Annotated in this window: 9 protein-coding genes and 3 pseudogenes; 5 read left to right on the forward strand and 7 right to left on the reverse strand. The window is 64.5% G+C overall.

Features of this window, described 5'->3' with window-relative positions; genetic code table 11:
* Positions 1-21: 21 nt before the first annotated feature.
* Positions 22-1,864, reverse strand: a pseudogene (gene recJ / locus ACSKB8_RS32725) (single-stranded-DNA-specific exonuclease RecJ).
* 284 nt (positions 1,865-2,148) lie between these two features.
* On the opposite strand from recJ, the gene ACSKB8_RS32730 reads away from it, so the two are divergent.
* The 5 genes and pseudogenes from ACSKB8_RS32730 (at position 2,149) to ACSKB8_RS32750 (ending at position 6,375) form a co-directional block, all read left to right on the forward strand.
* Positions 2,149-3,225 (forward strand): methyl-accepting chemotaxis protein, encoded by a 1,077-nt coding sequence (locus ACSKB8_RS32730; RefSeq protein WP_438108559.1) that lies wholly within the window; start codon positions 2,149-2,151, stop codon positions 3,223-3,225.
* Positions 3,226-3,615: 390 nt separating this feature from the next.
* Positions 3,616-4,358: pseudogene (locus tag ACSKB8_RS32735) on the forward strand (SDR family oxidoreductase).
* A gap of 40 nt (positions 4,359-4,398) precedes the next feature.
* Positions 4,399-4,815 (forward strand): cupin domain-containing protein, encoded by a 417-nt coding sequence (locus tag ACSKB8_RS32740; RefSeq protein WP_438108561.1) that lies wholly within the window; start codon positions 4,399-4,401, stop codon positions 4,813-4,815.
* 265 nt (positions 4,816-5,080) lie between these two features.
* Positions 5,081-5,440, forward strand: a complete 360-nt coding sequence (locus ACSKB8_RS32745; protein ID WP_438108563.1) for a hypothetical protein — start codon at positions 5,081-5,083, stop codon at positions 5,438-5,440.
* A complete protein-coding gene (locus tag ACSKB8_RS32750; RefSeq protein ID WP_438108564.1) occupies positions 5,431-6,375 on the forward strand; it encodes an adenylate/guanylate cyclase domain-containing protein in 945 nt (314 codons plus the stop codon). Before ACSKB8_RS32745 ends, ACSKB8_RS32750 begins: the two co-directional genes overlap by 10 nt.
* 78 nt (positions 6,376-6,453) lie before the next feature.
* Here ACSKB8_RS32750 and ACSKB8_RS32755 read toward each other — a convergent pair whose 3' ends face one another.
* The 6 genes and pseudogenes from ACSKB8_RS32755 to ACSKB8_RS32780 form a co-directional block, all read right to left on the reverse strand.
* The gene (locus ACSKB8_RS32755; RefSeq protein ID WP_438108566.1) at positions 6,454-7,467 is read right to left on the reverse strand and encodes a 4-hydroxythreonine-4-phosphate dehydrogenase PdxA; all 1,014 of its coding nucleotides are present in this window, start codon (positions 7,465-7,467) and stop codon (positions 6,454-6,456) included.
* A pseudogene (locus tag ACSKB8_RS32760) lies at positions 7,464-9,001 on the reverse strand (tripartite tricarboxylate transporter permease). The gene ACSKB8_RS32755 and the pseudogene ACSKB8_RS32760 overlap by 4 nt, the downstream one beginning before the upstream one ends.
* A gap of 11 nt (positions 9,002-9,012) precedes the next feature.
* Positions 9,013-9,495: a tripartite tricarboxylate transporter TctB family protein gene (locus ACSKB8_RS32765; protein WP_438108567.1), complete on the reverse strand. Its 483-nt coding sequence runs from the start codon at positions 9,493-9,495 to the stop codon at positions 9,013-9,015.
* 235 nt (positions 9,496-9,730) lie between these two features.
* On the reverse strand, positions 9,731-10,723 hold the full coding sequence (locus ACSKB8_RS32770; protein ID WP_438108568.1) for a Bug family tripartite tricarboxylate transporter substrate binding protein: 993 nt from the start codon (positions 10,721-10,723) through the stop codon (positions 9,731-9,733).
* Between the two features lie 51 nt (positions 10,724-10,774).
* The gene (locus tag ACSKB8_RS32775) at positions 10,775-12,028 is read right to left on the reverse strand and encodes a CaiB/BaiF CoA transferase family protein (protein ID WP_438108570.1); all 1,254 of its coding nucleotides are present in this window, start codon (positions 12,026-12,028) and stop codon (positions 10,775-10,777) included.
* Between the two features lie 9 nt (positions 12,029-12,037).
* A complete protein-coding gene (locus tag ACSKB8_RS32780; protein WP_438108572.1) occupies positions 12,038-12,832 on the reverse strand; it encodes an enoyl-CoA hydratase/isomerase family protein in 795 nt (264 codons plus the stop codon).
* Positions 12,833-12,938 lie beyond the last annotated feature (106 nt).

Here is a 12,938-nt window from a genome sequence, read left to right on the forward strand (position 1 = left end):
CTTTTTTGTTGTTTGCGGCCGTTATCTAATCACGGATGGCCCCTGGTCCGGTAGCGCGACGTCGACGACGCGGAATTGCACACGCTCGAACGCCCTGGTAGCGATCGACCGACAATGATCCCGCGACATGCATTTGCTGACCGCGGTTGGCGAGCAGCGCATTGCCGAGCTTCTGGCCGACCGAACGGAACGCGATGCCGTTGACGATGGCGCCGTCGCCGGATTTGAAGCGCAGCCTCAAGTGCGCCTGCCCGACCTCGTCGGCATAGACGAGCTGGTGCGCCGGCAAGGCCAGCACCGGCTCCGGATTGCCGCTGCCGAACGGGCCGGCACGGTTGAGGGTGGTCGCAAGCTCCGGCGTCACGGCGCGCGCGGAGACCGCGCCGTCGACATAGAGCTCGTTGACGTGCCGCGCCTCCGCGACGTCGCGCGCCAGCGCGTTCTCCAGATAGGCGCGGAATTCGGCGAGCTTCTCCTTGCGCAGCGTCACGCCCGCAGCCATCGCGTGGCCGCCGCCCTTGAGCAGAATGCCATCAGTGACCGCCTGCCGCACGGCCTTGCCGAGATCGACTCCGGCGATCGAGCGGCCCGAGCCGGTGCCGATGCCGCCGGGCTCGAGCGCGATGGCAAAAGCAGGCCGCGAAAATTTCTCCTTCAACCGGGAGGCGACGAGGCCGACCACGCCGGGATGCCAGCCTTCGGAGGCCGTGACGATCACGCCGAGCTTGTCCTCCAGCCCGATCGAGGCGAGCGCCTCAGCTTCGGCCTGCGCTTCCGCCGCCTGTTCGATGATGCGGCGCTCGTTGTTGAGGCGGTCGAGCTCGGCGGCGATGCGCGCGGCCTCGACGCTGTCGCCTTCGAGCAAGAGCCGCACGCCGAGATCGGCACGGCCGATGCGGCCGCCGGCATTAACGCGCGGCCCCAGCATGAAGCCGAGATGCCAAGCCTCCGGCGGACCGTTGAGCCGCGCCACGTCCATCAGCGCGGTGTGGCCGATGTGGTCGCGTCGCCGCATCGCGATCAACCCTTTTGCGACGAAGGCGCGGTTGAGACCGATCAGCGGGGCGACGTCGGCGACGGTGCCGAGTGCGACGTGATGAAGCATGCCGAGCAGATCGGGCTCGGGCATCTCGGCGCGCCAGAAACCGCGCTGGCGCAGCTCGCGATTGACGGCGACCAGCGTGACCAGCACGAGGCCAACGGCGGCGAGATGGCCAAGGCCCGAGAGATCGTCAGAGCGGTTCGGATTGACCAGCGCATCGACCTCGGGCAGATCGAGGCCGCATTGGTGGTGGTCGATCACGACGACGGACATGCCGAGGCGCTTCGCCTCGGCCAGCGGCTCGATACTGGTGGTGCCGCAATCGACGGTGACAAGCAGCGTTGCGCCCTTCGCAGCGAGCGTGCGCACTGCTTCGGTGTTCGGGCCGTAGCCTTCGAAGATGCGGTCGGGAATGTGGATCAGCGGATCGAGGCCGCAATGGCGCAGATGCCAGGCGAGCAGTGCCGCCGATGTCGCGCCGTCGACGTCGTAATCGCCGAAGATCGCGACCTTCTCGCCTTTCGTCGCGGCATCAGCGATCCGCTGGGCAGCGGCTTCCATCTCCGTCACCGTGAACGGGTCCGGCAGCAGTTTTCGAATCGTTGGGTCAAGGAAGTCCGGCACGGTGTCGATGTCGACGCCACGGCCGGCCAGCACCCGCGCCAGCAGCTCCGGCAATTGGTGCCGCTGCACGATCGCAAGCGCCTTCGCCGCCCCGCGCCCGTCGAGCCGGTCACGCCAGAGCTTGTCGGTGAACGAGCGCGTCACCCCCAGGAACGCTTGGGGCGCTTCGACGGGCAAGGCAGTGGCGGATGGCGTCATGATTCGAGAGCGATCTTGGGAACTCGGGGGCCGGACGAACACGCAAGGCGTCCGGGTCACTGGCGGATTGGCCGGCAAGCCGCCGGATTTTGCAACGGTCGCCAGGCACAAAGCGGTGGATGAGCCATCCTGGCGGCACGAGGTGACTATCATTTAGGCAATCCGCAAAACAGCAAATTAAGCGGGCGTTAGGCGGAATCCTCGAAAAGGAATCGTATTCGATCTGTAATTTGTTGTCCTGGGTTCATTGCAGATCAGACCTCATTGCCAAGGGAAGCTCCCCGATGTCCGCTGCGCTGGGTCTGAAAGCCAAGCCGATTGCCACTGAACCCGCTGATGATGATTCCGACATCTCTGCGCTGATCAACCGCCTGACTGCAGAGGTCAACCAGATCGCGGTCGACAAGACCAAGGCGATCCAACAGATCACCAACCAGATGAAGATGCTGGCCCTGAACGCGCTGATCGAGAGCTCGCGCGCCGGCGCGCAAGGCGCGGGCTTTGCGGTGGTGGCGCAGGAGGTGCGCGGCGTCGGCCAGCAGGTCGAGACCATCGCCCGCGAGCTCGAGACACAGCTGACGAAACGAACCGGCGACCTCGTCGCCTCGATCGACCGCATGAGCCAGCGCTCGCGCGGCGAGCGCATGGTCGATCTGTCACTCAATGCCATCGAGCTGATCGACCGCAATCTCTATGAGCGCACCTGCGACGTGCGCTGGTGGGCGACCGACTCCGCGGTGGTCGATTGCGCGGCTGCGCCGAGTGCGGCGGCCGTATCGCATGCCTCGCAGCGACTCGGTGTGATCCTCGGGGCCTACACCGTCTATCTCGACCTCTGGCTCTGCGACCTCGACGGCAACGTCATCGCCAATGGCCGCGCCGACCGATTCCGCGTCGTCGGCCAGAACGTCGCTCACACCAAATGGTTTCGCGAGGCGCGATCCTTGCGCTCCGGCGACGACTACGTCGCCGGCGACGTCGAGAACCAATCGCTGCTCGGCAACGCGCAGGTCGCGACCTATTGCGCCAGCGTCCGCGCCGGCGGCCAGGCCCACGGCGCGCCGATCGGCGTGCTTGCCATCCATTTCGACTGGGAGCCGCAGGCCCGCGCCATCGTCCAGGGCGTACGCATCGGCGACAGCGACAAGGCCCGCGTACTGCTGGTCGATTCGAATCTTCGCGTGATTGCCGCTTCCGACGGCCAGGGCATCCTCAGCGAGCGTATCTCGATCTCGCTGAATAGCCAGCGCTCCGGCTTCTATCACGACCGCACCGGTGCGCTGGTCGCATTCCATGCCACCCCGGGCTATGAGACCTATCGTGGACTCGGCTGGTACGGCGTGATCGTCTGCGGGGCGTGAGGCCCCGCAAAATCGGACGGGTAGCCAGCCAATATCAAAACTCGCGAAAACAACCCCATGCACAGTAGCAAGGGGTTGCTTTCATTGGTGTTTTCCGACGAGGCTTCCTTGCTGTTCTTAGGGGGCCGTCACAACGCTTTGACACGTCGGGCAAAACACTGGCAATCTGCGATCATCGCAGGATGTGTTCACGGCACGAGGGAATGATCCCTTAGCAGTTTTGTGAGATTGCACCCCGGCTTCTGAAGCATTTTCCGGCAAGCCACGCTCGTTACAGACAAGAGCCCCGCGCCAATGGTCGCGTAGAGTCGCTTCGCATCACGTTCATCGACGTGAGAGCGCGAGTTCGCATTGGTCATCTCGCGCTCCGAAATACCGAGGAGACATGCCATGAAGATCGTCGTGATCGGTGGGACCGGATCGATCGGATCCAAGCTAGTGGCGAAGCTCAAACAGCAGGGCCATGAGGCCGTGGCCGCCTCGCCGCAGTCAGGCGTGAATGCCGTGACCGGGGAAGGTCTCGCTGCCGCGCTGGCCGGCGCCGATGTCGTCGTCGACGTCGCCAACGCGCCGTCCTGGGAGCCGGCCGCCGTGCTCGATTTCTTCCAGCGCTCGAGCCAAAATCTCGTCGCGACAGAGGCTGCTGCGGCCGTGAAGCATCACGTGGCCCTTTCAATTGTCGGCACCGAACGGTCGCCCGACAACACCTATTTCCGTGCCAAGCTCGCCCAGGAGACCATCATCAAGTCCTCTCGGTCCCCTACTCGATCGTGCGCGCCACTCAGTTCTTCGAATTCCTCGCCGCCATTGCCGAAACAAGCGTGATCGAGGGGAAGATCGTCGTTCCCACGGCCCAGTTTCAGCCGATCGCGGCCGATGACGTCGTTGCTCGCCTCGCGGAGGTCGCAACGGGCCGGCCGCTCAACGGCACGATCGATATCGCAGGACCTGAGAAGGCTCCCTTCAATGAATTCATCGCACGCCGCCTGAAGGCGGCCGGCGACACACGTCCCGTGGTCGGAGACCCGAAGGCGCTGTATTACGGCGCCCCCATCGACGACACATCGCTGAACCCGCTCGGCGAAGCGCGGCTCGGGAACACGCCGCTCGCAACATGGCTCGCCGACCTCTGAGACTTGCAATCACGACCACCACCGCAGTGAAGGACATCCCATGCGCAGATTGCTGATCGCGACAGCGGTTTATGCTGCCTCGTTGCTGACGGCTCATGCAGCCGAGCCGACAGCGCCATTGGCAAAGGTAACGGTCGTGTTCGACCAGGCTCTACCCAACGTCCCCGGCAAGAGCATGAAGGGCGTGCTGGTCGAGTATGGACCCGGAGGCTCCTCACCCGCGCACATTCATGCTCCCTCTGCCTTCATTTATGCCACGGTCCTGGAAGGCGCGATCCGCAGTCAGGTCAATGATGGCCCCGCCAAGGTCTTTCACAAGGGAGAGAACTTTTCCGAGCGGCCCGGCGACCGCCACGCCGTCAGCGCGAATGCCAGCGATACCGAGCCTGCGAAACTGCTTGCCGTGTTCGTGGTGGATACGGCCGACAAGGAGTTGACGACGCCGATCGCGAAGTAGCGCCGGATCTGCAGGCGAGGCCCACAGTCGTCGTGCCAATCGATGGGGTTATCGTGTACGGCACTCTTTGCCCATCGACTGAAACCCTCCGCAGAGTTCCGTGTGCAAAGAAGCGCGCTCATGCATTTGCGCGACGGTGGAACCGGCCGAGGCCCCGGTCAACGCCACTTGTCACGCGCCCAGCACGCCCCAAATGAACGGGGTGGTCGTCCGCTCGATTTCCGGAAGGCGGGACCCACCGAGGTTCTCCGCCGCGGAGACCAGCATGCCGTCACCGGCACCCACAAACGAAGCTGAGAGGTTGGCCGCCCTGCGCGCGCTCGACATCGTCGATAGCGCGCCGGAAGTTGCTTATGACGAAATCGCCGAGCTCGCGGCGCAGCTCTGCGGCTGCCCGGTCTCCTACATCAGCTTTATCGACGACGAGCGACGCTGGCTCAAGGCACGATATGGTCTGCCGGCCGAAGTCACCGACGCTCCGCGCGAGAACGCAGTCTGCACAACGACGATTTGCGGCACCGAACTGCTCGTCGTTCCCGACCTGAAACGGGATCCGCGTTTCGAAAACAGCCCGATGGTCTCGACTGAAGCCATCCTGCCGATTTCTATTGCGGCATGCCGCTGATTACCGATGAAGGTTATGCGCTCGGAACGCTTTGCGTGATGGACTTCGAGCCGAGGCAGCTGTCTTTCGAGCAGACGGAAGCTCTTCGAATGCTGTCGCATCAGGTGCTGGCGCAACTGGAACTCCGTCGCAAGCTGATCGAGGATCGCCAGACCATCAAGCAACTGGAGCAAGCACGGCTCGAGGCCGCCGCTGAGCGAGCACGCGCCGAGGAATTGTTGCACAACGTCTTGCCGGCGCCGATCGCCGACGAGCTGACGCGACGCGGCAGAGTTCAGCCGAAATACACCCGGTCGGCCACCATTCTGTTCGCGGATATTCAGGGCTTTACCCTGCTCGCCGAACGGACCGAGCCAGCCAGGCTCATCCATCTCCTCGACGAATATTTCTCGGCCCTGGACGAAATCGGTGCCCGACACGGTCTGGAGAAGGTCAAGACCATGGGCGATGCCTACATGGCGGTTGCGGGCGTTATTTCGCCCGACCGGCGGCACTCGATCGATGTCTGCCTCGCGGCGTTGGAGATGCGCGCGCAGCTCGACCACCTGAGAGTGGAATGCGAAGCGATCGGCGAACATGCCCTGCAATTGCGCATCGGAATCCATACCGGACCGGTCATTTCCGGTGTCGTCGGCAACCGCAGAATGACCTTCGACATCTGGGGTGATGCGGTCAACACCGCGTGGTTCATGGAGGCGTTCGGAGTTGCTGGCCGGATCAACGTTTCGGAAACCGTGGCCGGGCACGTCCACGGGCTATTCAATCTGGAATTGCGCGGCCCTGTCGAGGCCAAGCACGCGCGCGCACACCAAATGTTGTTTCTCAACGGCCTTAAGAGGGAATATTCGCGCAACGAAGACGGAAATCTGCCGAACGATCATTTTCTTTCCGAGTATCACCGTATCGGTGGTTCGCGGTTGGCCCACGAACGGTGAGAGCGCGTTCAGTGCCGCAACCGATGATCGCGAAACGGTTTGCGGACGAACTGCCTGGCTCGATCACCTGATTTGCCGTCAGCTCGACTTAGCGCCGCCACGAGCCGCCATCTCCGCAGCGAGCAGCAGAGCGGCGCGGCTCGCGCCGATCGATGCGATGCCCTGCCCTGCAATGTCGTAGGCGGTGCCGTGCGCGGGCGTGCAGATCGGGAATGGAAAGCCCCCGAGCAGGGTCACGCCGCGATCAAAACCCATCAGCTTCATCGCGATCTGCCCCTGGTCGTGATACATCGTCAGCACCGCATCGAAGGCGCCGCCCTTGGCGCGCAGGAACACGGTATCGGCGGGGAACGGTCCCTCCGCGGCGATGCCCTCGCGCTGAGCGGTTGCGACCACGGGCGCGATCATGTCGATTTCCTCGCGGCCGAAATTGCCACCGTCGCCGGCATGCGGATTGAGACCCGCGACCGCGATGCGCGGTCGCGCAAAGCCTGCACTGCGCATGCAGGAATCGGTCAGCTTGAGCGCGCGATGGATACGTTCGCTGGACAGTCGCCCGGCGACGTCCTTGAGGGGGATATGGGAGGTGACCCGCGCGTTCCAGAGCTGGTCCAGCACATTGAACTCGCTCGCCGCGGTCTTGAGGCCGACCACCTCGGCGGAGAACGCGATCTCGTCATCGTACTCGGCGCGGGCGAGGCGCATCGCCTGCTTGTTGAAAGGGGTGAAGCAGACGGCGTCGACGCGCCCGTCGCGGCCGAGCTCGAGCGCGTGCCGGTAATTGGCCAGCGCGAATTTTCCGCCAGCAAGGGTCGCGGTCTTCGGCTCGACCTCCTTGGGATCGAGATGGCCGAGATCGACGAACAGCGTCTCGCCCTCCGCCGCGCGAAGGTCGGCCCCCTGCTCCACCATCGCCAGCTTCGGCTTGACGCCGGCGACGCGCGCACCTTCGTCGAAGATGCGGCGGTCACCGATCACGACGAGCCGGCTGCGGGCATGGATGTCGTCCTGCACCGCGAGCTTCGCCGTCAGCTCGGGGCTGATGCCGGCGGGATCTCCCATGGCCAATGCAATCAGCGGCTTTGCGGTCATATGATCACCTTTTCCTCAGCTGTCGTCCGATCGGTAGATGGCGCGGGTTTGCGCCAGAGCCGCGCGAGCTGCAGCACCAGCGGAAGCAGCAGCAGCGCGATCCCGGCCACGATCAGGCATGTCACCAGCTTGTTTGCAAAGAAGATCCCGAGCGATCCCTTGGAGATCAGCATCGACTGCCGGAACGCATCCTCGGCCTTGTCGCCGATGACGATCGCGAGCACGAGCGGCGCCAGCGGATAGAACAACTTCTTGAAGAGATAGCCGACGATCCCGAAGCCGAGCATCATGACGACGTCGAGATAGGAGTTCGACACCGAATAGGCGCCGACGACGCAGATGATCACGATCAGGGGCGCGATCACCACGAAGGGAATTCGCATCAAGGCTGCGAAGACCGGAACGGTGAGCAGCACCAGCGCGACCGCGACGATGTTGCCGACATACATCGAGGCGATCAGCCCCCAGACGAAATCCTTGCTGTCGACGAACAGCATCGGCCCGGGATTGAGACCCCAGATCATCAGCCCGCCCATCATGACCGCCGCGGTCGCCGAGCCGGGAATGCCGAGCGAGAGCATCGGCAGTAACGCGCTGGTGCCGGCGGCATGATCGGCCGTCTCCGGCGAGATGATGCCCTCGACCTCTCCGGTGCCGAAGATCGGCCACGGCGCGAGAAGCGGCGGGCGATGCCGTAGCTCATGAAGGATGCCGCGGTCGGGCCGCCCGGCGTGATCCCCATCCAGCACCCGATCGCAGCGCTGCGCAGCAAGGCAATGCCATGCTGCGGCAGGCGGCCGACCGCGCGGAACACCTCGCGCCAGTCGATCTTGGAGGACACCGCGCGGGCATGAAACTCCTCTTCGACGGCAACCAGCAGCTCGCCGATGCCGAACAGGCCCATCACGGCGACGACGAAGCTCACGCCCTTGACGAGTTCGTCGACGCCCATGGTGAGGCGAACGCTGCCGGACACGGTGTCGATGCCGATGGCGGCGATCGCAAAGCCGATCGCCAGCGCCACGACGGTCTTGATCGGCGCCGCACCGCCCATGCCGACGAAGCTCGCGAAAGCGAGGAAATAGACCGCAAAATACTCGGCCGGCCCGAACGCGAGCGCAACCTGCGCCACCCAGGATGCGAGGAAGGTGATCAGGATGACGCCGATCAGCGCGCCGAACGCTGCCGAACCGAAGGCGGTCGCGAGCGCCGTCGTTGGCCGGCCGTCGCGCGCCATCGGGTAGCCGTCGAAGGTGGTCGCGACCGACGACGGCTCGCCGGGAATGTTGAAGAGGATCGAGGTCACGGAGCCGCCGAACAGCGCGCCCCAATACATGCTGGAAAGCAGGATGATCGCCGAGACCGGCTGCATGCCGAAGGTCAGCGGCAGGAGCAGCGACACTCCGTTCGGCGCACCCAGCCCCGGCAGCACGCCGACGAGAATGCCGAGCAGCACGCCGACGGCCATCAGGGCCAGATGCGGCACGGTGACTGCGATGGTGAAGCCGTGCAGGAGCTCTGCGAGATTATCCATCGGCCTCTCCGTCAGAACCCGAGCGCGGCGGCGAGCGCGCCGTGCGGCAGGCTGACCTGGAACATGCGCTCGAACACGACGTAGAGCGCGAGTGCCGTCGCCCCCGCCATGGCGAGCGCACGCGGCATGGACTGGTGTCGGGGGATCGCCAGCACCGCGAAGACATACAGCGCCGAGGCGACGTACATCCCGGCCAGCGGAATCGCGGCCACGAAGATCGCGGCCGGCACGAACAGGCCGGCGAGCCGGCGCAGCTCGATCGGCGTGATGGCGATGGGGACATTCGCCAGCGTGGCGGCAGGCAGCACGCCTCGCACCAGATTGTAGAGGCTCCCGACCACGATGATGATCCCGGTCAGGAACGGAAACGTGCCGGCGTCCACGCCCGCGCTCGACCAGCCGATGCCGTTGTCGAGGCTGGAGACGACGACGGCCACACCAAAACTGCCGGTGAGCACGGCGGTCGCAAGTTCAAGCGCGCGGCGGGATATCATTGGGTGCCCTCTCTCAAGCGTCGTCCCGGCGAAGGCCGGGACCCATAACCCCAGGGAGGAATTTGGCGAGGACTAGGGGTTAGATCCACTTTTGTACGACGACCAACGCTTCCCGAGAGATCACGCGGTATGGGTCCCGGCCTTCGCCGGGACGACGGTGGAGTTTGTGGCGCGACAGGCGAGATGCGGCGCGAAGCCCTGCCCACATCGTCGTAGCCGATGCAACAGCCCCGCCTCACTTGACGAGCCAGCCCTGCTCGCCCGCGACCTGCTTGACGTGCTCGAGGTCCTCCTTGATGAATTTGTCGAGCTCGGCGCCGGTCAGGAAGGTGTCGACCTGCGAGGTCTTCTCGATGTAGTCCTTCCATTCCGGCGTGGCCTGGACCTTCTTCATGAGGTCGACATAGAACGCGGCCTGGTCCGGCGTGACCTTGCCAGGCAGCCACACCGTGCGCGGCTGCTCATATTGCTTGATGTCGAGGCCCTGCTCGACGCAGGTCGGAACGTCGCTCCAGCCTTCTGTCGCGGTGACCTTCGGGCCCTGCGGCAGCCGCTTCGGGCTGAAAACACAGAGCGGGCGCTGCGTGCCGCCGCGCCATTGTCCGAGGCTTTCGCTGGGGTTGTTGACGTGGGAGTCGAGGTGTCCGCCGGCGAGCTGCACCGCGGTCTCGGCGCCGCTCTTGAAGGGGATGTAGGTCAGCTTGACCTTGCCGGCCTTCTCGATCATGCGCGTCAGCACCTCGTCGGTGTCCTTTGACTGCGCGCCACCCATCTTGAATTCGCCCGATGCGGCTGCCTTCAGATAGTCGCCCGCCGTCTTGTAAGGCGCGTCCTGCTTCACCCAAAGCAAAAATTCGTCCTGCGCCATCGCCGCGATCGGGGTCAGATCGGTGTAGTTGAAGGCGACCTTGGAAACGAGCGGCTGCCGCCAGGCGTTCGAGGTGCCGAAGATCACCTTGTAGGGGTCGCCCGCGGAGGCCTTGCCGTAGACATAGCCTTCGGCGCCGCTGCCGCCACCCTTGTTGACGACGACGATCGGCTGCTCCGTCAACTTGTGCTTGGTGATGATGTTCTGCACCGCGCGCGCGAGATTGTCGGTGCCGCCGCCCGGCCCGGCAGTGGCCACGAACTCGATCGGCTTTTGCGGTTGCCAGGCCGCACACGCCGGCATCGTGCCGGCGAGCACGGTCGCGGCCGCGGAGAGCAGAAATGTTGACGTCCGACCCATGATTTCCTCCAGCTGATTTTTGTCTTTTGTTGTTGTCGTATCGACGCCCGTTCAGGCGACGCGTTCCTCGCGTCTTCCTGCGGCCAGCACGATCGCGCCTTCTTTTTCGAGCGCTTCGATTCGCGACTGGTCGAACCCGTGCTCGGCCAGCACCTCGCTCGTGTGCTGACCATAGACCGGCGCACCTGATCGCACTTTGCCTGGGGTCTCCGAAAACTTGACGGGAAGACCGATCGTCTTGACGGGGCCGAGCGTGGAGTGCTCGACCTCGACGACCATCTCGCGCGCCAGCGTCTGCGGATCGCTGAGCGCCTCCAGCATGTCGTGCACGGGTCCGCACGGCACGCCCTTCTCGTCCAGCGCCGCGAGCCAGTGCGCGCGGGATTTGGTGCGGAAGCGTTCGCTCAGGACCGCTTCCAGCTCTTTCAGATTGGCCATGCGGTCGGCCCCGTTAACGAAGCGCGGATCAGCGGCGAGCTCGCTGGCGCCGAGCGCCTCCAGCATCAACAGCCAATGCTTCTTGTTGGCGCCGCCGACGACGATCCAGCCGTCCGATGCTTCAAAGGCCTGGTACGGCGCGTTGAGCGGATGGGCCGAGCCCATGGCGCGCGGCGCGGTGCCCGCGGCCAGTGCGATGGTCGATTGCCAGTAGGTCTGCACCAGGGCGGCCTCATAGAGCGAGGTCTCGACCCACTGCCCTTCGCCGGTCTTGAGGCGATGCGTATAGGCGGCGAGGATGCCCATGCTCGCGAGCAGGCCGGCGGTGATGTCGGACAGCGGCGGGCCGCATTTGACGGGCGGACCGTCGGGACGTTCACCGGTGAAGCTCATGATGCCGCTCATGGCCTGCGCGACCAGATCGAAGCCACGGCGGTGCTTGTAGGGTCCGGTGCGGCCGAAGCCCGACAGCGAGCAGTAGATCAGCGCCGGAAATTCGGCGTGCAGTGCGTCGTAGCCGAAACCGAGACGCTCCATCGCGCCGGGCGCAAAATTCTCGACCAGCACGTTGGCGCTCGCGATCAGCCGGCGCAGCACCTCTTTGCCGCCGTCGGTTTTCAGATCCAGCACGATGCCGCGCTTGTTGCGGTTCATCATCAGGAAGGAGGCCGCCTCGTCGCCGATCTTCGGCGGCACCGAATGGCGGGTATCGTCGCCGTTCGGCCATTTCTCGATCTTGATGACGTCGGCGCCCATGTCGGCGAGCATCAGGGTGCAGGTCGGCCCGGCCATGACATGGGTGAGATCGATGACCTTGAGACCGGCGAGCGGTCCCGAACGACGAGAGGTGGATTGCGAACTTTGCATCGGCCCGTCCTATTGGCCGCGCCATTGAGGCGCGCGCTTGTTGAGGAAAGCATCGAGCCCTTCGCGAAAATCCTGGCTCGTGTAGCACATCAGGATGAGGTCTTCGCCCTCGTCCCGCGTCAGCCGCCGTTGCAGGCGGGCCACTGCCTGCTTGGTCGCATTCAGCGTCAGCGGCGCGTGACTGGCGACGAGCCGGGCCACCTCCTCAGCGCGCCGCTCGAGCGCGGCAATATCCTCAACGACCTCGCCGAGCAGCCCGACATTTGCAGCCTCCGCGGCGTCGACGAGACGTGCAGTGAAGATCAGATCCTTGACGCGCGCGGCGCCGATGAGTGCGGTGAGACGGCTGACATTGGACATCGACAGGCAATTGCCGAGCGTGCGGGCGATGGGGAAACCGATCCTGGCGCTCTTGGTGCCGATGCGGAGATCGCAGGCTGCGGCGATGCCCGCCCCGCCTCCGGTACAGAACCCGTTGATCGCCGCGATCGTCGGCACGCGGCACTGCTCCAGCGTGGTCAGCACCCGATCGATGCGGTTCTCGTAGTCGATCGCGTCCTGCGGCGCCTTGAACTCGCGGAACTGGTTGATGTCGGTACCGGATGCAAAGGCCTTGTCGCCCGCCCCGCGCAGCACCAGCACCTTGATCGCATGGTCGCGGTTGGCCTCCTCGCAGATCGCGGCGAGCCGCTCGTACATCGCGAAGGTGAAGGCGTTGCGGGCCTGCGGACGGTTGAAGGTGATCCGCCCAATGCCGTCCTGGCGTTCGAAGACGAGGTCTTCTGCCTCCACTTGCAGGTCCATTTCCTCGTGCCTTTCTGTTTTTTACATTTTTGAATGCAAAATCTGGAATTTTCAAGCAGGAACTTGCAAATATCCGCACATGAGTTCATTTTTGAATGCAAACTGA

It is taken from the genome of Bradyrhizobium sp. BR 1432 (assembly GCF_051547705.1).
Taxonomy (GTDB): domain Bacteria; phylum Pseudomonadota; class Alphaproteobacteria; order Rhizobiales; family Xanthobacteraceae; genus Bradyrhizobium; species Bradyrhizobium zhanjiangense.